This is a genomic window from Streptomyces sp. NPDC043853 (genome assembly GCF_056436025.1).
In genome coordinates, this window is record NZ_JBWKDJ010000014.1 from 96,278 (window position 1) to 117,693 (window position 21,416).

Consider the following 21,416-nt stretch of genomic DNA (forward strand, 5'->3'; position numbering starts at 1 on the left):
CATTCACCTCGCCGCGGAATGTGGGTTTCCGCGAGCACGCTGCCCCCGTGAGACGCATCCTCGGAATCGTCCTGGCAGTCCTGCTGATCGGCGGCGTGGTAGCCGTCATCCTCGCAGGAGGCGGCCCCCAGGACCCTGAACACACGGCAACGAAGACCGTGCACGGCGTGATCGGCTCGGAGAAGGCCGAGTTCTTCGCCGATCCCGACGTGGTCAAGGCCCTCGCCGCCAAGGGCTACACCGTCAAGACGGAGACGTCCGGCTCCTGGGCCATGGACCAACTCCCCCTCAAGAACTACGACTTCGCGTTCCCGAGCAGCAGCGAACCGGCCAAGGAGGTCAAGGCCAAGTCCGGAACGCAGGGCTCGCAGACCGTGCCGTTCTTCTCCCCGCTCGTCGTGGTCGCCCGTGCGGGTACCGCACAGGTGCTCGCCGACAACGGCCTGGCGAAGCTCACCGGGAAGAACACCGGCACCCTGCTGATGGGCGAGTACGTCAAGGCCGCCCGCGAGGACCGCACCTGGCAGCAGCTGAAGGGCTCCGCGGCCCACCCGGAACTGCTCGGCAAGGTACTCATCCGGTCCACGGACCCCGCGTCCTCCAACTCCGGCGCGCTGTACCTCGCCGCGGTCTCCAACGTCGCCAACAGCCACACCATCGTCTCCGACGACCAGGGCATCGAGGCGACCGCACCGCTGCTGAACAAGCTGACCGCACCTCAGGGGCAGCAGCCGCCCAGCACCGACGCCCCCTTCCGGGAGTTCGTCAGCGGGGCCGGACAGCCGCTCGTCCTCGTGTACGAGTCCCAGGTCGCGGCGCTGCTGGTGCAGGGCCGGCCGGCCGGCGACATGGTCGTCCTCTACCCGGACACCACCGTCAACAGCGACCACAGCTTCGTCCCGCTGAACGACACGGCGAAGGAACTCGGGGAACTGCTCGCCGCCGATCCGGCGCTCCGCGAACTGGCCGTCAAGCACGGCTTCCGGCCGCAGAACGGCGTCCAGGAGTTCACCAAGGCGACCGCTCCGCACACGGCCTACCTGAACCAGAGCCTGACCGGCATCAACCAGGTCGGCACACCCACCGTCAAGATCCTGCAGAAGCTCGCCGAGCGGGCCAAGGGCTAGGGGGACGTACGCACATGACACTCACGCCACCCGAGGACGCACCACTGGTCCTCACGGCGCCCGAACCCGTCGCCCCGGTCCGCCGGGACCAGGCCGCCGGCCTGGTCCCGCTCCAGGACGAGGTGCGCGACACGATGGCCCGGCGCGCCGCCGAGTACGTCGGCTCCCTCGCCGGACTCGACACCCGCTCGCCCGAGTTCGCCGGCCGGATCGGCGAGATCACCGCCCTCGGCGCGGCCGACGTCCGCAGTGCCGCCCAGCAGTCCAACCGGATGCTGGACCGGGCCGTGCGCTCACTGGGCGACGGCGGCGGCGACGCGCAGGGCCGGGTCGCCGGATCGCTGGTCGAGCTGCGCCGGACCGTGGAGGACCTGGACCCGCGGGACACCCCCGCCAAGGGCGCCCGGAAGCTGCTGGCCAAGCTGCCCGGCGGCAACCGGTTCCGCGACCACGTCGCGAAGTACGCCTCCTCGCAGGCCACGCTCAACCGGATCGTCGGCGCGCTGCGCAGCGGCCAGGACGAGCTGCGCCGGGACAACGCGGCGCTGCACACGGAGCGGACCCGGCTGTGGGAGACCATGGGCAAGCTCCAGGAGTACGCGGTGCTCACCGAGGCCCTCGACGCGGCCGTGGAGCAGCGGGTGGCCGAGCTGGCGGGCGATCCGCAGCAGGCCGACGCGATGCGCGCGGACGTGCTGTTCCCCGTCCGGCAGAAGCACCAGGACCTGCTGACCCAGCTGGCGGTCTGCGCGCAGGGCTATCTGGCGATGGACGTGGTCCGGCGCAACAACGACGAGCTGATCAAGGGCGTGGACCGGGCGGCGACCACGACGGTGTCGGCGCTGCGGATCGCGGTGATGCTGGCGTCGGCGCTGGACAACCAGCGGAAGGTCGTCGAGCAGGTGAACGCGCTGCGGGGGACGACGGAGGACCTGATCCGCGGGAACGCGGAGATGCTCAGCTCGCAGAGCGGGGAGATCCAGCGGATCGCCGCCGATCCGGCGGTGGGAGCGGAGACCCTGCGGGCGGCGTTCGGGGAGATCTACAAGACCCTGGACGCGATCGACCAGTTCAAGGTGCAGGCGACGGAGTCGATGGCGGCGACGGTGGACTCCCTGACGGGCGAGCTCCAGGCGGCCTCCGCCTACCTGGCCCGGACCCGGACCTCGGGCGCGCTCGAAGGGGGTGCGCCGTGAGAGCGGCCCGGCTGGTCGCGGCCCTGGCACTGGTGACGCTCGTCGGCGTCACCGGGTGCAGCTCCGACTCCGACGGGCCGGACGAGCCCGAGAAGAGCGTGTACAAGGAGGGCACGCTGCGGGTGCTGGCCTCCAGTGAGCTGGCCGACATGGAGCCGGTGCTGAAGGGGGCCGAGAAGGCGACCGGGGTGAAGGTGGAGCTGACCTGGAGCGGGACGCTCGATGCCGTGGAGACGGTCGCCTCGGGGAAGGCCGACGGGCAGTTCGACGCCATCTGGCTGGCCTCCAACGACTATCTGCGGCTGCGGCCCGAGGCGACCGGGAAGCTGAGTTCCGAGACCTCGGTGATGTCCTCGCCGGTGGCGATCGGGGTGAAGGCGGACGCGGTGGCACGGCTCGGGTGGAAGCCCGAGGAGGTCACCTGGTCCGCCGTGCACGAGGCGGTCGCCGCCGGCCGGCTCGGCTACGGGATGACCGACCCGGTGCGCTCCAACTCCGGGTTCTCCGCGCTCGTGTCCGTGGCCTCCGGGCTGTCCGGAGCGCAGGCCGCCCTGTCCGCGGAGGACGTGGGCAAGGTGACTCCCCGGCTGAAGGAGTTCTTCGGCGGGCAGAAGCTCACCTCCGGGTCCTCCGGCTGGCTGGCGTCCGCGTACACCCGGCGCGGGGACGTCGACGCGCTGGTCAACTACGAGTCCGTGCTGCTGTCGATGAACCGGGACAGCAGGGCGGGGCTGACCGTGATCCGGCCCCGCGACGGGGTGGTCACCGCCGACTACCCGCTGACGCTGCTGACCTCGGCGCCCGCCGGGGCCCGCGATTCCGGGCGGGCGCTCACCGACCACCTGCGGGGCGCGGCGGTCCAGAAGGAGATCACCGAGCGGACGTTCCGGCGTCCGGTGACCGCCGGAGTGGCCCTCGCCCCGGGGCTCGCGGCGGAGCCGCGCAGGGAGCTGCCGTTCCCCGGCACCCGGCCGGTCGCGGACGGGCTGCTGGCCTCGTACGAACACGAACTGCGGCGCCCGTCGCGGACCGTGTACGTGCTGGACACCTCCGGATCGATGGAGGACGGGGACCGGATCGGGCGGCTGCGGAAGGCGCTGACCGAGCTGACCGGGACGGGCGGTTCGCAGACGGGGCGGCGGTTCCGGGACCGCGAGCAGGTCACCCTGCTGCCGTTCGGGTCGAAGGTGAAGAAGGTGAAGACCCACGTGGTCGAGCCGGGCCGGGCGGACGCCGCCCTGGACGCGATCCGCGCGGACGTGCGCTCCCTGGAACCGGAGGGCGGCACGGCGATCTACAGCAGTCTGGAGGCGGCCTACGAGCAGCTCGGCAAGAGCGGGTCGGACGGGTTCACCTCGATCGTGCTGATGACGGACGGGCAGAACACCGAGGGCGTGGACGCCGCGCACTTCGACTCGTTCTTCGCGGACCTGCCCGAGGCGCAGCGGAAGACCCCGGTGTTCGCGGTGCTGTTCGGGGACTCGGACCGCAAGGAGCTGTCCCACATCGCGGAGATCACCGGGGGCCGGTTGTTCGACGCCACCGACGGGAACGGTTCCCTGAACGGGGCCTTCGAGGAGATCCGTGGCTACCAGTAGAGCGAGGGGCGGGGTCGGCCGGGCCGTCGCCTACCTCGAATCGAAGAAGAACCTGGCCGGCAGCGGCGGCGGGCTGCTCGGGGTGGGGCTGGCCCTCACCGGGGCGGCCGGCACGTACTGGCCGGCGATGGTGGCTGGGCTGTACGCGGCGGGGGCGCTGATCGCCCCGCCCGAGCGGCCCCCCGTGCCGGACTTCGACCCGAGCGAGCAGCTCGGCGTGCTGCGCGAGGACTTCGGGCGGCTGCGGGTCTACCTGACCGAGGTGGAGCTGCCGCCGGCGGCCGGCGGGAAGCTGACCGAGCTGCTGGGGCTGTACGAGGCGCTGCTCGACCCGGGCTGGGTCGCGGACGTGCTGCAGGCCGAGCCGGAGGCGGTGCACGCGCTGTCCCGGGCGGTCCGGCAGGACGTGCCGGAGTGCGTGGACACGTACAACCGGGCCCGGTGGTGGAGCCGGCTGCAGCCGGGTTCGGTGCCGCCGGAGCGGCACCTGGAGCGGCAGCTGGGTCTGCTGTTCGAGGAGGCGGAACGCCTGACGGCGGGCCTCCAGGACAGGGAGGCCCGCCGTCAGCAGACGCACACGACCTATCTGGAAGAGCGCGGACGCTCCTCCTGACAGTTGGACAGGCCGTGTGCTGCGGCAGGAACCACTTGGTCGGGGGTTCCCACAGCGGTGGGAACCGCTTGGTCGGGGGCTCCCACGTTCAATCCGCGCAGTGCGGAGGTCTCAGCTGAACACCGATCGAGGAATCGTTCAGCCGAGGCGCTCCACCAGCGCGTGGTACTGGTCCCACAGCTCCTTGGGAGTGTGGTCGCCGTAGGTGTTCAGGTGCTCGGGGACCAGGGCGGCCTCCTCGCGCCAGACCTCCTTGTCGACGGTGAGGAGGAAGTCCAGGTCGGCGTCGGAGATGTCGAGGCCGTTCAGGTCGAGGGCCGCCTTGGTCGGCAGGACGCCGATGGGGGTCTCGACGCCCTCGGCGGTGCCGTCGAGGCGCCCGACGATCCACTTCAGGACGCGGCTGTTCTCGCCGAAGCCCGGCCACACGAACTTGCCCGCGTCGTTCTTGCGGAACCAGTTCACGTAGTAGATCTTCGGGAGCTTCGCCTGGTCCTTGTCGGCAGCGACCTTGACCCAGTGGGCCATGTAGTCACCCATGTTGTAGCCGCAGAACGGCAGCATGGCGAAGGGGTCGCGGCGCAGCTCGCCGACCTTGCCCTCGGCGGCGGCGGTCTTCTCGGAGGCGATGTTCGAGCCGATGAAGACGCCGTGGTTCCAGTCGAAGGACTCGGTGACCAGCGGGACGGCGGAGGCGCGGCGGCCACCGAAGAGGATCGCGGAGATCGGGACGCCCTTGGGGTCCTCCCACTCGGGGGCGATCGTCGGGCACTGCGAGGCCGGGACGGCGAAGCGGGCGTTGGGGTGGGCCGCCGGGGTCTCCGACTCCGGGGTCCAGGCGTTGCCCTTCCAGTCGATCAGGTGGGCGGGCGCCTCCTCGGTCATGCCCTCCCACCAGACGTCGCCGCCGTCCGGGGTCAGCGCGACGTTGGTGAAGACGGTGTTGGCGAACATCGTCTTCATGGCGTTGGCGTTGGTGTGCTCGCCGGTGCCGGGGGCGACGCCGAAGAAGCCGGCCTCGGGGTTGATCGCGTAGAGGCGGCCGTCCTCGCCGAAGCGCATCCAGGCGATGTCGTCGCCGATGGTCTCGACCGTCCAGCCGGGGATCGTGGGCTCCAGCATGGCCAGGTTGGTCTTGCCACAGGCCGACGGGAACGCGGCGGCGACGTAGCGGGCCTCGCCCTGCGGCGGGGTGAGCTTGAGGATCAGCATGTGCTCGGCGAGCCAGCCCTCGTCACGCGCCATGACGGAGGCGATGCGGAGCGCGTAGCACTTCTTGCCGAGCAGGGCGTTGCCGCCGTAGCCGGAACCGAAGGACCAGATCTCGCGGGTCTCGGGGAAGTGCGAGATGTACTTGGTGGTGTTGCACGGCCACGGGACGTCGGCCTCGCCCTCGGCGAGCGGAGCGCCGAGGGTGTGCACGGCCTTGACGAAGAAGCCGTCGGTGCCGAGCTCCTCCAGGACGGCCTGTCCCATGCGGGTCATGGTGCGCATGGCGACCGCGACGTAGGCGGAGTCGGTGATCTCGACGCCCAGTGCGGACAGCGGGGAACCGAGCGGGCCCATGCAGAACGGGACGACGTACATCGTCCGGCCCTTCATCGAACCGCGGAAGATGCCCTTCTCACCGGAGAAGATGTCCTTCATCTCCGCGGGGGCCTTCCAGTGGTTGGTCGGGCCCGCGTCCTCCTCCTTCTCGGAGCAGATGAAGGTGCGGTCCTCGACGCGCGCGACGTCGGAAGGGTCGGAGGCCGCGTAGTAGGAGTTCGGGCGCAGAGCCGGGTCGAGCTTCTTGAAGGTGCCCTTGGCGACGAGCTCCTCGCACAGGCGCTCGTACTCGGCCTCGGAACCGTCGCACCAGACGATTCGGTCGGGCTCGGTCAGGGCAGCAATCTCATCGACCCAGGCGATCAGTTCCTGGTGGTTGGTGGGAAGGGAGGTGGAGGGAGCCGCGTTGTCGCGCGCCACGATTGCTCCTTGTAGAGGGGTTTTTGATGTCTGCCCCGTGGGGGCTGCGACCCGGACGCTTCGCGCTCCGCTCATCCGGTGCCGGCAACACTCATCTGATCATCCGGTGCGCGTGCGCATATGTCCAGGGGGCCTCTCACGTGAGCATCGCCACTCGATTCAATCTTCGGTAAAGCCGACGATCTACGCCAGATTCAACGGCAGCTCAAGGGGGCCAGCCCCATAAAGAACCTACGGACCCGTAGGTAGCATGGCGTTCATGACTGCAGAAGCCCTGGCCAAGCCGGTGATGCGCGGCTGGCTGCACGCCGGGATGTTCCCCGCCGTGGTCGTCGCCGGCCTGGTCCTGATGGCGTTCACCGACTCCACCCGCGCCCGGGTGGCCTGCGGGGTGTACGTCCTCACCGCATGCCTGCTCTTCGGTGTCAGTGCGCTGTATCACAGGGGCACGTGGGGGCCGCGCGGCGAAGCCGTGCTGCGGCGCCTCGACCACGCCAACATCTTCCTGATCATCGCGGGCACCTACACACCGCTGACCGTGCTGCTGCTGCCGCCCTCCACCGGGCGGGCCCTGCTGTGGGCGGTCTGGCTCGCGGCCGCCGCCGGCATCGCGTTCCGCGTGTTCTGGGTCGGCGCCCCGCGCTGGCTCTACACCCCCTGCTACATCGCCATGGGGTGGGCCGCGGTCTTCTTCCTGCCGGACTTCATGCGGACCGGCGGCATCGCCGTCCTCGTCCTGGTGATCGTCGGCGGACTGCTGTACAGCGCGGGAGGGGTCATCTACGGGATGAAGCGACCCAACCCCTCCCCGCGCTTCTTCGGCTTCCACGAGGTCTTCCACTCACTGACCCTGGTCGCCTTCGTCACCCACTACGTGGGCATCTCACTCGCGGCGTATCAGCACGCGTAACCGTCCCCGTCCCGGTCCAGCCGCAGCGGATCACTGCCGTTGACCTTCATCCGCTTCGGGTACTTGTGCGCGGCCAGCCACGTGCAGCGGGCCGGGCCGGTGTTCTCGACCTCCGCCGGGAAGACCGTCGGCACGCACACCGTCGCCGTGCCGTAGTGCCGGTCGCAGCCCGCCACCTTCGGGCTGACCGGGACGGAGTCCCGCTTCGCCGGGTTCTTCTTGGCCGGGCCCAGCTTGTCCGCGAAGGAGTGCTGGTGCGCGGACGGCTGCTCCTCGGCTCCGGAGAGCGCGGCCATGGCGGGCGCGCCGCCCAGGTGCACCCACTGGGCGATCGACGGGACGCCGTTCGCGTCCACCGCGAAGAGCATGTACCAGCCGGGCGGGGCCAGGTTGGGGTTACTGGTGACGTTGAGGTCGACCGTGGTGTCGTTCACCACGCTCAGCGGCAGGTCCACGAACCGCTGGTTGGGGTCCGAGGAGTGGGTGACCGCCGCCGGGCGGATCAGCTCCGCCTTGGCGACCGGCCGGTTCACGGTGATCCGCTGCGTGTCCCCGTACACCCACTGGTTGTCGATCACCGAGGTGATCTGCGGCCGCGGCCCCTTGAACAGGTACGGCGGGGTGTAGATCGACACGTTGTGGTTGTACGTGCCGTTGCCCGGGTTGTCGCCCACCGACATGACCCGCCCGTCGGGCATCAGGAACGCCGAGGAGTGGTACGTCCGCGGGATCGGGTCGGTGGCCAGCCCCGGCTCGTAGGCGTTGGTCACCGGGTTGAAGAACGAGGCCTCGTACACCGGGTCGGCCCGGTCGTGCAGACCGCCGCCCGTCTCGAAGACCTTCCCGTCGGGCAGCAGCACCGCCGACACGTACATCTTGCCCTCGGCGCCGGTCTGCGGGCGCTTGCCGGCACCCGTGTCGACCTGGCCGAGCGGGAGGTCCGGGCCCGCCGTGTACGCCGGGCTCGGCTTCTTCAGGTCGATGACGTCGGTGAGCCGGTTCGCGGCCGGGTTGGTCTCGTTGTTGCCGCCGCCGATGGTCAGCACCCGCTGGTCCTGCGCCGGCGGCAGCAGCACGCTCGCCGACTCGTCCCGCTGGTCCTTGTTGCGCAGGCCCGGCACGTCCGTGATGGTGTTCGCCGCGTAGTCGTAGACCGAGGCGCCCGTGCCCGGCGTGCCGTTGCCGAAGGTGTGACTGCCCGAGTAGAACAGCCGGCCGTCCTGCATGAGGATCATCGACGGGTACAGGCCCCAGTACGACCAGGTCTGGTTGACCTCGTTCATCGGCAGCCACTTGTGCTGCGCCGCCGAGAACTTCTCCGCGGTCACGTTGCCCGTGGAGTCCTCCTTCAGCCCGCCGAAGGAGATCACGTCGCCGTTGCCGAGGACGGTGGCCGACGGGTACCAGTGCCCGCCGTTCATGTCGTTGGTCTTCGTGTACTTCTCGGTCGCCGGGTCGAAGACGTAGGAGTCCTTCAGGCCCTGGTAGCCGATCTTGCCGTCGGCCGACGGATAGCCCTTGTTGCCGCTCATCACCAGCACCCGGCCGTCGGACAGCTGCACGTGGCCGGCGCAGAACATGTCCACGGGCGTGGGGACGGTCTTGAACGAGCCGTTCGCCGGGTCGTACACGGCCGAGGTGAAGGTGCCCGCGTTGAACTGGGCGATGTCGTTGCCCGAACCGGCGATCAGCAGCACCTTGCCGTTCTTCAGCACCACCGCGTGCATCGACCGCGTCGGGTTCTTCGCCGGGATCACCTGCCACTTGCCCTTGGCGCACTCCTCCGCGGTGCCGGTGCAGGTGGGCGCGGGCGGCGTGACCCCGACCTCCTCCATCGCGTAGTCGTCCGTGGTGAGCGTGCCCACCCCGTACACCGAGAGCCCCCACGCGATCTTGTCCGTGTTCGGCGGGACCACCGGCGTACGGACCTCCGTACGCGCCCAGGCCGCGCTGACCGGCGGGTTCTGCAGGTCGGTCCAGTACTGCCAGGACCCGGTCGTGGCCTCCCGCCGGAACACGGTCACCGACACGTCCGGGGTGCTGGACTTGTACCAGGCCGACAGGTCGTACTGCTTGCCCGGTACGACGGCTGGCGCGCAGGCCGTGTTCTCGGTGACCAGGGCCTTGCGGTCGCCGTCCACCCGGCGGGTCAGCGCCACCCGCATCGCCTTGGTGCCGGAGTGGGCGTCGGCGACGGTGGAGAAGCTGAAGTCGTTGTCGCCCCAGCCGGACTTCGACCAGCAGGAGGGCATGTCGGATCCGGCGGCTCCGGCGGTCTCGAAACCGGGGTTGGTGAGCAGGTTGGGCGGGCCGGCCGAGGCCTGCTGCGGTGCGGTCAGCAGCAGACTGCCGGTGATCGCCCCGACGGCGAGCAGGGCGGCTCGGCGCCGGCCCCGCCGCACCCGTCGTTTCGGGATGCGCATGGTTCCGTACTCCCTTGTCTCTCGTGCGGCTCGGCCCGCGTCAGCACCGGCGCGGGCCGGGTGGGACTCGGGTCAGTGCGCCGCGCGGCGCTCCTTGGAGCCCTTGCGCGGCAGGTAGACGAGGGCCTCGGTGGCCGCGAACCGCAGGACGAACGTGGTCACCAGGGCCAGCGCGGTCGCCGGCAGCACCGCGAGGCCGGCCTTCCCCACGAACAGCGCGATCAGCGGGATCCGCAGCAGCAGGTCGGCATTGGCCAGCAGCGCGAACCGGCCGATCCGGTCCGCCCAGTGGCGGTGCCGCCGCCGGTCGCGGAACAGCAGCACCTCGATCAGCACGAAGTTCCACAGCACCCCGGCCTGGTTGGCCACGATCTCCGCCGGCAGGTAGTGCATCCCGCCCCGGGTCAGCAGCCACAGCGCGGCCAGGTTCGGTACGAAACCGGACAGCCCGATCAGACCGAAGCCGATCATCCGGGCGAGCGGGCTCGCCGTCCGCAGCGACGCCAGGTGCGTCAGGAAGCGCATGCCCTCCTTCGCGGTGGACTTGGACTCCCCCGCGAACCGCTCCTGGAACACGAACGGCACCTCGGCCACCTTCGCCGGACGGCAGCGCACCGCCAGCTCCAGGAGGATCTTGTAGCCGAGGGGGCGCAGTGCCTCCGCCGTCACCGCCGAGCGGCGCATCGCGAAGAAGCCGCTCATCGGGTCGCTGATACCGCGCAGGGCCCGCGGGAACAGTCCCCTGGTGAGCCAGGTCGCGCCCCGGGACACCGCGATCCGGTAGTTCCCGGCCAGCCCGGCCCGGCTGCCACCGCTGATGTAGCGGGAGGCGACGACGAGTTCGGCACCGGTGCGCTCGCCCTCGCCGACCAGCTCGGGCACCAGGTGCGGCGGGTGCTGGAGGTCTGCGTCCATGACCACGATCCAGTCGGTCGACGCCCGCTTCATCCCCTCGACGACCGCGCCGCCCAGTCCGCCCACGGCCTCCTCGCGGTGCAGCACCGACACCGGGAACGGGCAGTCACGCGCCGCCTTCTCGATCACCTCGGGGGTGTCGTCGGTGGAGTCGTCCACGAACAGCACCTCGACCGGCAGCCGGGCCGGGAGCGAGCCGGCCAGCTGCCGCAGCAACTCCCCCACGTTCCCCGACTCGTTGAAGGTCGGAATGATCACGGTGACACTGCCGGGCGCCGGGGTCTCCACCGCCTCCAGCATCGGATCCGGTACGGCGGAGGTCCACAGGTCTTCACTCATGGTGGGCGTCAGCTCCCGCTCTTGGGGGTCGTCCGGTCGCGGTCGGTCCTGCGGATCTCGATGCGGTCCTCGCCGCTGCCGAAGACGGCCACGGGCGTCGAATGCTCCAGCGCCGCCTTGACGTTGGGCAGGTCGCGGGCGTCCCGGCGGACCGTGGGCGAGGACACCACGTAGTCGATGTCCTGCCAGCCGCGCGGGAGGGTCTTGGTGACCGCGGGGTCGAGGTCGGCCTTGTAGAACCAGATGGCGCCCAGGCCCGGTTCGAAGCCGGCGTGCACCGCGTCCAGCCAGAGCGCGTCGTCGAGCAGTACCCGGGTCTGCGCCGGGTCCTCGACCTCGGTGCCCAGCCAGGCCGCGGCCTGGCGGTAGGGGGCGTTGGCGTCGACCGTGAGTGCCGTACGGTTCCCCTCGTACCAGCGCGGGACGACGTACACGGCGGCGGACGCCACCAGCACCGCGAGCAGCGCCCAGCGGCCGTACACGATCCGCCACCTGCCGCGGCGGAGCACGGCGTGGGTGACGCTGGCCGCGCCGCCGGCCAGCACCAGGGCGAGGAAGGGCAGGGCCTGGATCACGTACATGGCGGGCAGGTAGCCGGACGGGCGCATCGCGACCAGGGCCAGGATGACCGCGGCGAGGGCGGGTCCGGCCAGGGCGCGGGCGGTGACCGACCAGCGGAAGGTGAGCAGCAGCAGGACCGCGCCGGCCAGGCCGCCGAGCGGCAGCACCGTGTCGTAGTACAGCCAGGACTGGAAGACGCCGTGCGATCCGGAACCGGCGTCGAGGATGAAGCCGGAGCCCTCGCGGCCCATCTGGTACGTGATCCCGCCGATCAGCGAGACATGGCCCTCGCCGGGGAACAGCTCGTGGTTGAGCAGCGCGTACAGCGGATACGACAGACCGATCAGGGCGCAGGCGGTGACGGCGCCGGTGACGGCGAACTTGCGGGTGTCCCGGTGGCTGTGCCGCCACATGGTCACCAGCAGCGCCGGCAGCACCACCAGCATCGTCTCCTTGGTCAGCACGGCGGTGGCGGCCGCCAGACCGGAGCCGAAGTGGTGCCACAGGTGGCGGCTGGGGGAGGCGGCCAGGCAGAAGGCCAGCAGCATCCACATGACCGCCAGGTTGTCCAGGAAGATCTCCCGCTGCAGCACCACGGAGAGCGGGGACAGCCCGAACAGGCCCATCGCCAGGCCGGCCGCCCAGCGCGGCAGCCACAGCCGGCGGGCGAGCACGTAGAGCAGGACGGCGCTGGTGGCCGAGACCAGCAGCATCACGAAGCGCATCGAGGCGACCGTCATCGACTCGGGCACGAAGAGGGACGGGAGGTACGTCAGGCCGGCGACCTGGATCCAGCCGAGCGGCGGGTGGTCGTACCAGTAGGTGTAGTGGGCCAGGCCCTCGCCCTGCTGTACCGCCCACGCCTGGGCGAGGTACGTGCCCTCGTCGTCGGAGAGCGGCGGGAAGGCGGTGATGTTCCAGCCCTGCACGACCAGGATCGCGAGCAGCAGGGCCCCGCACAGCAGGAGGTCCGGGCGGGAACGCCGGAACTGGACCTGCGGACGGACCCAGGCGGGCGCGGGGCCGGACCCGGCCGGGCCGCGGCGGGTGGTGGGGGTGGCGGCCGGGGAATCAGTGGCCGGGGCCGGGGCCGGGGCCGTGGCGGAGGCCGGGGGGAGGGTGGCGGTCACTGGAGGCTGTCCTCTCGGGCGAGATGGGCGCCGGTATGGCTGGTGAGTTCCCACTCGTTGCGGCCGCGCTGCTCGCGCCAGACCGCGCGGATCGCCGCGCCGGCCAGCATCACCTGGTAGAAGGGGCCGCCCACGACGAGCTTGACGTAGTGCACGAAGCGGACCCGCAGCCCGTACTGGCGGCCGAAGTCGTGCAGTCCGACGATCTCGAAGACGAAGGTCACCATCGCGGTGATCATCGGGAGGAAGGTGATGATGGCGATCCCGACGGGCACGTCCAGGAAGAGCGCGACGGCGGTGTTCACCGGGATGATCACCCCGGAGGCCGCCTGCATGAACGGCGTCATCAGGGTGTAGCGGGCCAGCCAGCGCTGGCCCCGGCCGGGCAGCTGCTGCCAGTCCTTCTTCCGGTAGACCTGGAGGAAGCCCTGGTTCCAGCGGGTGCGCTGCTTGAGCAGGCTGATCAGCGAACCCGGGGTCTCCTCGCGGGTGACCATGTCGGAGTCGTAGGCGACGACCACCTTCTTGCCCACCGAGGACAGCCGGACACCGAGGTCGCAGTCCTCGGCCAGGCAGTTCTGGTCCCAGCCGCCGGCCTCGCGCAGCACCTCGGTGCGGACGAACACGGTGTTGCCGCCGAGCGGGATGAACCCCTTCTGCGCGTGCAGGTGCAGCCGGGAACGGAACCAGAAGAAGTACTCCAGGCAGTTGCGGAGGCTGTACCAGCTGGAGTGGAAGTTGATCAGCTGGACCCCGCCCTGCACCACGTCGGCGCCGGTGGAGCGGAACGCGTGGTCCACGTGGGCGAGCAGCTCCGGGTGGACCTGGTCCTCGGCGTCGAACACCCCGACGATGTCGCCGCGGCAGTGCGGCAGCGCGGTGTTCAGGGCCTTGGGCTTGTTCTTCGCCTCGTGGTGGTCGACGACGACCCGCACCCGGTCGGGCGCGCGGACGGCCGCCCGCTCGGCGACCTCCGCGGTCTCCGGGTCGTCGTGGCCGACGATCACGATGATCTCGTAGTCGGTGTGGCTGGATTCGAGCAGCCGGTCGATGGTGTGCTCCAGCACGGCCTGCTCGTGGCGGGCCGGCAGGAGCAGTGAGAAGGCGAGACCGCCCTCGCCGTCGGGCCGGTCGAAGCGGGTGGCGGCGAGCGTCTCGGGCGTGCGCCAGGCATGCATCTGCCACCACAGCGTGAACGCGGCCATCCAGAAGAGCGCCAGGGAAATGGCAGCAATGAACACAGACGTGAACAAACAGTCCCCCCACAGGCAGGCCGCGGCCGACCTGTGCCGGACCGCGGCGAGCTGAAAACCCCCCTGGGGGCACTACGGGCGGGCCCCCCGGCCCGCCGCCCCCGCAGCCACGAGATTAGGCACTGGACATGAAACCCAGACGCTCTTCAGATAAAAACCACGTTGCCGAACTTCGCCGCGTTCAAGCGGAGTTGACGCCACAATGGGACCTTCAGGGGCGAATCCCACCCAACTGCCCCGCCAACTCGACCGGGTCTGTCGTAGGCCGCGCGCAGACGAAATGTCGACACACATACGCCGTGGGCCGGTCGTGTACGAGTGTGCGCTCGGCCAGAAGGGGGAACTCTCCGTCGCCCGCGCGCTCACGCTGAGGCAAACCCATCGCCACAACAGCACCGGGAGCCGTCCCCAGCAACGCCGCCCGGTGCAACTCGACCGTGGCCGGATCGTCCGGGTGGCCGACCACCGCGACCTCCCGCGGACCGTCCAGGAGCGCCTCCGCCACCGCCAGCCCGTGCCCGATGAAGCGCGGGGCGCGCGGACCCAGCGCGTGCACCACGCCGAGCGCCCTTTCGGCCGCCGTCCGGTGCGGCTCCGAGCCGGTGTGCGCCGCGTACGAGAGCAGCGCGCCGGCCGCCGCCGTCCAGCCCGACGGGGCCGCGCTGTCGGTCGGGTCCTGCGGCCTGCGGATCAGCCGCTCCGCGTCGTGCGCGGTGTCGTAGAGGCTCCCGTCCTCCGCGGCGAACCGGTCCAGCACCAGGTCCACCAGCAGACCGGCGAAGTCCAGCCACACGCCCTCACCACTGACCGCGGCCAGCGCCAGAAACCCCTCGGCGACGTCCCCGTAGTCCTCCAGCACCCCGGAGTTCGCCCCGGCCCTGCCGTCCTTGCTGGTCCGGGCCAGCCGGGCCCGCCCGGCGCTCGCGTCGAAGTGCACCCGGACCAGCAGATCCGCCGCCTCCGTGGCCCGCTCGACCAGGTCCTCCCGCCCGAAGAACGCCCCGCACTCGGCGAGCGCGGCGATCGCCAGCCCGTTCCAGGCCGCGACCACCTTGTCGTCCCGGCCCGGCGCCGGACGCTGCTCCCTGGCCTCCAGCAGCCGCGCCCGGATGCGGCCGATCCGCTCCCCGTCCACCGTCGGCCCGCCCTGCGGCAGCTGCAGCACCGAGGTCCCGTGCTCGAAGGTGCCCTCCTCGGTCACCCCGAAGTACGCCGCCGCCAGCAGCGCGTCCTCCTCGCCGAGCACCTCCCGAAGCTGCGCCGGCGTCCAGACGTAGTACGCCCCCTCCTCGTGCTTCCCGCTGACCGGGTCCGCGCTGTCCGCGTCGAGCGCCGACGCGAACCCGCCCTCCGAGGTCCGCAGCTCCCGCACCATGAAGTCGGCCGTCTCCAGCGCCACCCGCCGCGCGAGCTCCGACCCGGTGGCCCGCCACAGATGGGCGTAAACCCTACAAAGCAGGGCGTTATCGTAGAGCATCTTTTCGAAGTGCGGGGTCACCCAGGCCCGGTCCACCGAGTACCGGGCGAACCCGCCGCCCAGCTGGTCGTAGATCCCACCCCGCGCCATGGCCTCACAGGTGTCCACGGCCATCTGCAGGGCGCCCTCGGCGCCCGTGCGGGCGTGGTGCCGCAGCAGGAACTCGATCACCATCGACGGCGGGAACTTGGGTGCCCCGCCGAACCCGCCGTGCGTCGCGTCGTACTCCCGGGTCAGCGCGAGCAGCGCCCGCGCCATCTCCTCCGGACCGGGTACCCCGGCCTTCCCGTAGTCCAGCTGCCGCCCGGCCAGGTCCCGCACGATCCGCTGGGCCACCTCGGCGACCTCACCGGGTCGTCCGACCCAGGCGGTCCGCACCCCTTCGAGCACCTGCATGAACGAAGGCATCCCGTGCCGCGGCTCCGGCGGGAAGTAGGTCCCGAAGTAGAACGGCTCGGCGTCCGGGGTCATGAACACGGTCATCGGCCAGCCGCCCTGCCCGGTGGCCGCCTGCACGGCCTCCATGTAGACGGAGTCGACATCGGGCCGCTCCTCGCGGTCGACCTTGATGTTGACGAAGTGTTCGTTCATGAAGGCGGCGGTCGGCTCGTCCTCGAAGCTTTCGCTGGCGAGTACATGACACCAATGGCAGCTGCTGTAACCGACACTCAAATGCACCGGCACACCGCGCGTCCGGGCCTCTTCGAACGCCTCAGGCGACCATGGCCACCAGTCGACCGGGTTATCCGCGTGTTGCAGGAGGTAGGGGGATGTCTCGTTCGCGAGGCGGTTCGGCATGCCTCCATCCTGCCGCACGCGCGGAGCTCCGCATCATGACGGCGCCCTCGGTCACCCGGGGAGAACCGCTGCCGCGATGCATGTAGAGGCTACCCACCGAGAAGGTAGAGCAGACTGCGGTCCACTGATCAGCGGTAACGATGGGCTGCCATGCAGTCCGTCTCGGGCGAAGAACACACGGCCCGGTGACGACGTCAGTGCCGCCATGAACCGCACGAAGTCCTCCGGTCTGCGGTAGAGGCGGTCGTCGGCGACGGCGACGACTGCCCTCAGCGGGCCGTCCGCGTGGGCGTGCCCCTGGTGCAGATCGGCGAGCAGGTGCTCGAAGGCGGGTCGCTTCCGGTCGTCCTTGGTAGCACTGCATGCGTTGTCCGTGTACGTCGCGACGACGACGCAGCCGTGCTCCCGGGCCGTGCGTTCGTTGATGCGGTGCTGGTGTCCAACGCCCCGCGCATCGCGCTGTGGCGTGTCCTGCGAGGTTCGCGCGTACGAGGCGACCGGGATGAGGCCGTGTTCTTCGATGCGTGACACGGAGGCCATGCTCACCCTCCCCTTCGAGTGTTCATCCGATGCTCGGCATAACGCACGAACAGAACATCGGTCACTCGTGTGGATCAGGCGCGGGTGCAGACATGGGTGGTGGTGCTGCCGGAGCGTTCGATGTGGCGGATGGTGAGGGTGTTCTTGGCGTAGTCGACCGCGAGGCGCTGGCCGTCGCCCGTGCTGCCGCTGCCCGGCGGCTGCCACGGGAGGGTGAGGTTGAAGGTGTCGCCGACCGACACCGGGACGGAGTGGGCCTGGGTGTCGTTCTCCCGGGTCAGGGTTTTGGGGCCGGCCTGGAAGACGATGGCCAGGACACCGCTGCCGTGCAGGCGGTAGCCGCCCTCCCAGGTGTCGGCGCCGCCTTCCCAGACGATGGACCAGGAGTACGGGGTGACGGTGGCCTTCCCCTGGCCGACGTCACCGCCGGGCATCGTCGAGCGGACCTGCCAGGTGCCGGTCACGAAGGCCTCGAAAGAGCGTTCCAGGACGCCCTTCTTCGTGGGGGCGGGGGCGGTCGCGGAGGGGGCGGCCGCCGTGGGGGACGTGGCCGGGGGCGGTGTGGCGGCGGTGGTGCCGGCCGCTCCGGCGGCCGGGTTCCGGTCCTGGACGGCCTGCTTCTCCTTGCCCGAGCAGGCGGCGAGCAGCGTGGCGCCGGCGCCGATGGCGAGGTAGCGCAGGGCGTTGCGGCGGCCTATGAGGCGTGCCGCCGTCCTGATGTCACGCACCGTCATGTTGTCCCCCGTGTAGGTGAGTTGGATCACGAGGGTTGAGTGTAGGTGACCGTTCTTCCCTCTGATCTAGCTCAGATTCCCTCGCGCATGCGGGGGTCGGGCAGGACACTGGTGAGCCCTGTCGGGACGCTCGGAGGGGATTGCTGATGCGGGACAGCCATCGGAGCGAGGCCGAACGGTTGCTGGAGCGGGCGGTCGATGAGGAAGTGCGGCGTTCCGGGACCGGTGCGGCGGCCGTCGACGGGGCGGCGCTGCTGGCGCGCGGGCGGGAGGCGCTGGACGCGCTGGCCGCGAGCGCGGCGGAGGAGTACGGGGCGTACGTACGGGCGCTGGACGAGGCGGCCGCCGGTGAGGAGTCGCTCGGGGAGGCGTTCCGGCGCGGGAACGCGGCGACGGCGCTGCTGGTGACGGCGGTCGGGGCGCTCGCGGCCTTCGGGGCGGACGTGGCGCTCGGGGTGGAATCCGGTACGGCGCTGGGCGCGGGCGCGGTGGTGGGGGTGGCCGGGGCCGTCACGACGGTGCTGAAGGTGACGGCGACGCATCTGCCTGCGGCGCACCGGCGGGCGGGTGCGCTGGGTCAGCCGGGCGGGCCGGAGCAGTTGCGGCTGCAGTGGCTGTCGGCGCTGGAGGTGCGTGGGATCCGGCCGTTCCTGGAGCAGCAGCGCAAGGTGGCGGTGGCGGCGCGGGGGCCGCGCCGGGGGCCGGGGGCCGGTCCGCAGCTGCGCGGGGCGGACCGGAGCGCGGAGGCGCGGCGGCGCCGGGTGCTGGAGCAGAGTTTCGGGCAGCTGCCGGAGCCCGCCGGGGCGTTCGAGGGTCGGAAGGTGGAGGTCGCGCGGATCGCGCAGTGGGTGCAGGCGGCGCGGGCCAGTACGGAGACGCGGCCGGTGGTGGTGGTCCTGCACGGGGAGCCGGGCGTGGGGCGGACGGCGCTGGCGGTCCGGGTGGCGCACCAGTTGCGGGACCAGTACCGGGGTGCGTGCGTGGTGGACCTGCGGGGCGGTTCGCCGGGCGGCGGCTCGCCGCTGCCGACCCGCGAGGCGTTGCTGCATCTCCTCAACCGGTTGGGGGCGCCGCGGGAGCAGCTGCTGTTCCGGGAGCGGGCCTCGACGGAGCAGCAGGTGCGGAAGCTGGGCGAGTTGTACCACCAGCACGTGCTGGGGCTGCCGGTGGCGGTGGTGCTGGACGACGCGGTGGACGCGGAGCAGGTGCGGCTGCTGGTGCCCGAGCGGTCGGACTCGCTGGTGCTGGTGACCACGCGCGAGCCGCTGGCCCTGCCGGCGGAGACCCGGGCGTGGGTTCACCAGCTGGAGGTGGCTCCGCTGGGCGAGGAGGAGGCGACGCGGCTGTTGCGGGCGGCGGCGGACGGCGCGGCTGCTCCGGACGGTGCGGACGGGACTGCCGGTTCGGACGGGGCTGCCGGTTCGGACGGTTCGGGGACCGCGTCGGCAGGGCTCTCGGGGGTCGTCGCGGAGGCCGGGGGGCTGCCGCTGGCGCTGCGGGTGCTGGGTCCGCTGGTGCCGCGGCTGGGAGCCGGGGCGCTCGTGGCGGCGATGCGGGGTCCGGGGCCGGAGGCGTTGGAGGGACTGGAGGAACCGGGCGCCGCCGTCCCGGACGGTACCGCCGTCCCGGCCGTTACGGGCGGGGCTCTCGGGCGGGCGCTGCGGGTGGCCGGGCGGGAGCTGCCGGAAGGGGCCGCGCGGCTGCTGGTGCGGTTGCCGCTGGCCGGCCGGGCTTCGCTCGGCGCGGCGGCCGCCGCCGCGCTGCTCGACGTACCGGAGCAGGAGGCGCTGGCCACGCTGGAGGAGCTGTGGCGGGCCGGGCTGGTCGACCGGGTGCGGGGGCACCGTTTCCGGATGCACGACGCGGTGCGTTCCTACGCGGAGGCCCGGCAGGGCGAGACCGTCGGCCGGGAGGTGCTGGCGGCCGCGCACGAGCGGCTGATCCGGAACCACGCGCAGCTCGCCGACTCGGTGATCCGGCTGGTGGACGGCCGGACCTCGACCCGGGCGAACCAGTTCGGCGGGCACGGGTTCGCCTCCGTGGAGGCGGCGCTGGGCTGGCTCGACGAGGAGTCCAGCTTCATCACGGCGGCGCTGCGCAACACCGAGGGGGTGGACCAGCAGGCGGTGCTGGACCTGCTGGGTGCGCTGTGCGACCACTGCCTGCTGCGCGGGGACCTGTACCGGCTGGGCGAGATCAACGAGCTGACGCAGGCGGTGGCCGGAACGGCCGACGGTGGCGAGGGCGACGGCGGCGCCCGCGGGGGTGGCGGCAGCGGGAGCGGCGGCGCCGGCGACGGCCGGGCGGTGATGGTCCGCTCGGTGCAGTGGCGTACGGGCATCGCGGCGCGGCAGCTGGGCGAGCTGGACCGGGCGCGGATGACGCTGAGCTCGGTGGTGGACCAGTTCAAGGAGGCGAACCAGCAGGCGGGCGCGGCCCGGGCGCTGGTGTCGCTGGGCATCACCCTGCACCACCAGGGGCATCTGGCGGAGGCGGCGGCGAAGATCCGGGAGGCGGTGGCGCTCCAGGAGGCGCCGGAGCTGGCGGGGGACCGGGCCTGGGCGCTGCACGCGCTGGCGGCGGTGGAGCGGGATCTGGCGCACCTGCCGGAGGCGCTGTCGCTGCTGGAGGCGTCCCTCGCCCTGCACCGGGAGAGCGAGAGCGTGCACGGGGAGGCGTGGGCGCACTTCCAGCGGGGCCAGGTGTACCTGCGGACGGACGAGGTGGGGGCGGCGGAGGAGGAGTTCCACCGGGCGCTGGAGCTGTACGGGCGGACCCGGGACGCCCGGGGCGAGGCGTGGGCGGTGACCCAGCTGGGCCGGTCGCGGCTGGTGGGCGGGGACCCGTCGGCCGCGGCGGACCGGCTGCGGGAGGCGCACGTACGGCACCGGGAGGCGGAGGACGTACGCGGTGAGGCGTGGTCGCTGTACTACCTGGGGCAGGCGCTGGAGGAGCTGGGCGAGCGGGACCGGGCGGTGCGGGAGCTGGAGCGGGCGCGGACGATGTTCTCGCGGATGCGGGACGTGTACGGGCTGGCGTGCGCGCGGCACCATTCGGGCCGGGTGACCCGCGACCAGCGGGCGGCGCAGACCGGCAACCTGCGGAACTCGGGCTTCGCCCGGCAGCTGCTGGTGGACGCGCGGGCGGACTTCCACCGGATCGGGCTGGCGCACGGGGAGGCGTGGACCTGTCTGGAGCTGGCGGTGGTGGACGCGGGGAACGGCCGGCTGGCGCAGGCGGTGTCGCTGTGCGAGGAGGCCCGGGAGCTGTTCGCCTCGTACGGGGACCTGCGCGGTCAGGACTGGGCGCGGTTCCTGCGCTGCACGATGCTGCCGTACACCGGGGTGGCGGGGGCCGCGGAGGAGGCCGGGGCGGAGCTGGCGGAGCTGGCGGCGTCCCCGCACCCGGCCCGGGACGCCCGCCTGGAGGACTGCGCGGAGGCGTACGGGGTGGTGCTGGCGCGCGGGGTGGAACCGGCGGAGGGCTGGCAGGGGTGGCGCCTGCAGATGGTCCCGAACCGGCACTCGCGCGAGATCATGGGGGTCCCGGTGCCGTAGCGATCGGCGTCCGGCTCCGCCTGAGCCGCCGGCCGGGGTGGTGGCGCGCCGTGCCGGTCAGCCGTCCGCGTCCCGCACGGCTCGGGCCTCGCCCGGGCCGAGCGGCGCCGCGGGCGGGCAGGTGGGCGGGCCGAGGCCCGACCGGGTCAGGGGGTCCAGACATGTTCCCGCACCGGACCGAGGTCGGTGCGGGAGCGGCGTTCGGCGAGGCACTCCTCGTACGCTCCCGCCCCCTGGATCCGGATGCCGTCGAAGTACATCGGGTCGAGCCGACGGT

At 71.7% G+C, this 21,416-nt stretch carries 14 protein-coding genes; 6 read left to right on the forward strand and 8 right to left on the reverse strand.

Features of this window, described 5'->3' with window-relative positions; genetic code table 11:
- The first annotated feature begins 47 nt into the window (after positions 1-47).
- Genes AC067U_RS29960 through AC067U_RS29975 form a run of 4 tightly spaced genes read left to right on the forward strand, consistent with a single transcriptional unit; the run spans position 48 to position 4,534 of the window.
- A complete protein-coding gene (locus AC067U_RS29960; RefSeq protein ID WP_478832937.1) occupies positions 48-1,127 on the forward strand; it encodes a substrate-binding domain-containing protein in 1,080 nt (359 codons plus the stop codon).
- Positions 1,128-1,141: 14 nt separating this feature from the next.
- On the forward strand, positions 1,142-2,323 hold the full coding sequence (locus tag AC067U_RS29965) for a toxic anion resistance protein (RefSeq protein WP_478832938.1): 1,182 nt from the start codon (positions 1,142-1,144) through the stop codon (positions 2,321-2,323).
- Positions 2,320-3,921, forward strand: a complete 1,602-nt coding sequence (locus AC067U_RS29970; RefSeq protein WP_478832939.1) for a substrate-binding domain-containing protein — start codon at positions 2,320-2,322, stop codon at positions 3,919-3,921. The genes AC067U_RS29965 and AC067U_RS29970 overlap by 4 nt, the downstream gene beginning before the upstream one ends.
- Positions 3,908-4,534 (forward strand): hypothetical protein, encoded by a 627-nt coding sequence (locus AC067U_RS29975; RefSeq protein WP_478832940.1) that lies wholly within the window; start codon positions 3,908-3,910, stop codon positions 4,532-4,534. The genes AC067U_RS29970 and AC067U_RS29975 overlap by 14 nt, the downstream gene beginning before the upstream one ends.
- A 138-nt stretch (positions 4,535-4,672) precedes the next feature.
- On the opposite strand, the gene AC067U_RS29980 is transcribed toward AC067U_RS29975, so the two are convergent.
- Positions 4,673-6,502 (reverse strand): phosphoenolpyruvate carboxykinase (GTP), encoded by a 1,830-nt coding sequence (locus tag AC067U_RS29980; protein ID WP_478832941.1) that lies wholly within the window; start codon positions 6,500-6,502, stop codon positions 4,673-4,675.
- A 250-nt stretch (positions 6,503-6,752) separates the two neighbouring features.
- Here AC067U_RS29980 and trhA point away from each other — a divergent pair, with 250 nt between their 5' ends.
- On the forward strand, positions 6,753-7,412 hold the full coding sequence (gene trhA, locus AC067U_RS29985) for a PAQR family membrane homeostasis protein TrhA (protein ID WP_478832942.1): 660 nt from the start codon (positions 6,753-6,755) through the stop codon (positions 7,410-7,412).
- On the opposite strand, the gene AC067U_RS29990 is transcribed toward trhA, so the two are convergent.
- The 7 genes from AC067U_RS29990 to AC067U_RS30020 form a co-directional block, all read right to left on the reverse strand.
- Positions 7,400-9,835: a galactose oxidase-like domain-containing protein gene (locus tag AC067U_RS29990; protein WP_478832943.1), complete on the reverse strand. Its 2,436-nt coding sequence runs from the start codon at positions 9,833-9,835 to the stop codon at positions 7,400-7,402. The two genes, trhA and AC067U_RS29990, sit on opposite strands and share 13 nt — an antisense overlap.
- 72 nt (positions 9,836-9,907) lie before the next feature.
- Positions 9,908-11,089 carry a glycosyltransferase gene (locus AC067U_RS29995; RefSeq protein WP_478832944.1) on the reverse strand — a complete coding sequence of 394 codons (1,182 nt, stop codon included), beginning with the start codon at positions 11,087-11,089 and terminating at the stop codon, positions 9,908-9,910.
- Positions 11,090-11,097: 8 nt separating this feature from the next.
- Positions 11,098-12,780 carry an ArnT family glycosyltransferase gene (locus AC067U_RS30000; protein ID WP_478832945.1) on the reverse strand — a complete coding sequence of 561 codons (1,683 nt, stop codon included), beginning with the start codon at positions 12,778-12,780 and terminating at the stop codon, positions 11,098-11,100.
- A complete protein-coding gene (locus tag AC067U_RS30005) occupies positions 12,777-14,033 on the reverse strand; it encodes a glycosyltransferase (RefSeq protein WP_478832946.1) in 1,257 nt (418 codons plus the stop codon). The genes AC067U_RS30000 and AC067U_RS30005 overlap by 4 nt, the downstream gene beginning before the upstream one ends.
- Positions 14,034-14,244: 211 nt before the next feature.
- A complete protein-coding gene (locus tag AC067U_RS30010; RefSeq protein ID WP_478832947.1) occupies positions 14,245-16,308 on the reverse strand; it encodes a thioredoxin domain-containing protein in 2,064 nt (687 codons plus the stop codon).
- 51 nt (positions 16,309-16,359) lie between these two features.
- A complete protein-coding gene (locus tag AC067U_RS30015) occupies positions 16,360-16,839 on the reverse strand; it encodes a recombinase family protein (RefSeq protein WP_478832948.1) in 480 nt (159 codons plus the stop codon).
- Between the two features lie 83 nt (positions 16,840-16,922).
- Positions 16,923-17,612, reverse strand: a complete 690-nt coding sequence (locus AC067U_RS30020; protein ID WP_478832949.1) for a hypothetical protein — start codon at positions 17,610-17,612, stop codon at positions 16,923-16,925.
- 116 nt (positions 17,613-17,728) lie between these two features.
- Here AC067U_RS30020 and AC067U_RS30025 point away from each other — a divergent pair, with 116 nt between their 5' ends.
- Positions 17,729-21,139, forward strand: a complete 3,411-nt coding sequence (locus tag AC067U_RS30025; protein ID WP_478832950.1) for a tetratricopeptide repeat protein — start codon at positions 17,729-17,731, stop codon at positions 21,137-21,139.
- Positions 21,140-21,416: the final 277 nt, after the last annotated feature.

Excerpts from the sequence above, each read along its gene's own strand:
- AC067U_RS29965 (WP_478832938.1), top strand. The coding sequence starts at position 1,142 with ATGACACTCACGCCACCCGAGGACGCACCACTGGTCCTCACGGCGCCC.
- trhA (WP_478832942.1), top strand. The coding sequence starts at position 6,753 with ATGGCGTTCATGACTGCAGAAGCCCTGGCCAAGCCGGTGATGCGCGGC.
- AC067U_RS29990 (WP_478832943.1), bottom strand. The coding sequence starts at position 9,835 with ATGCGCATCCCGAAACGACGGGTGCGGCGGGGCCGGCGCCGAGCCGCC.
- AC067U_RS29995 (WP_478832944.1), bottom strand. The coding sequence starts at position 11,089 with ATGAGTGAAGACCTGTGGACCTCCGCCGTACCGGATCCGATGCTGGAG.
- AC067U_RS30010 (WP_478832947.1), bottom strand. The coding sequence starts at position 16,308 with ATGCCGAACCGCCTCGCGAACGAGACATCCCCCTACCTCCTGCAACAC.
- AC067U_RS30025 (WP_478832950.1), top strand. The coding sequence starts at position 17,729 with ATGCGGGACAGCCATCGGAGCGAGGCCGAACGGTTGCTGGAGCGGGCG.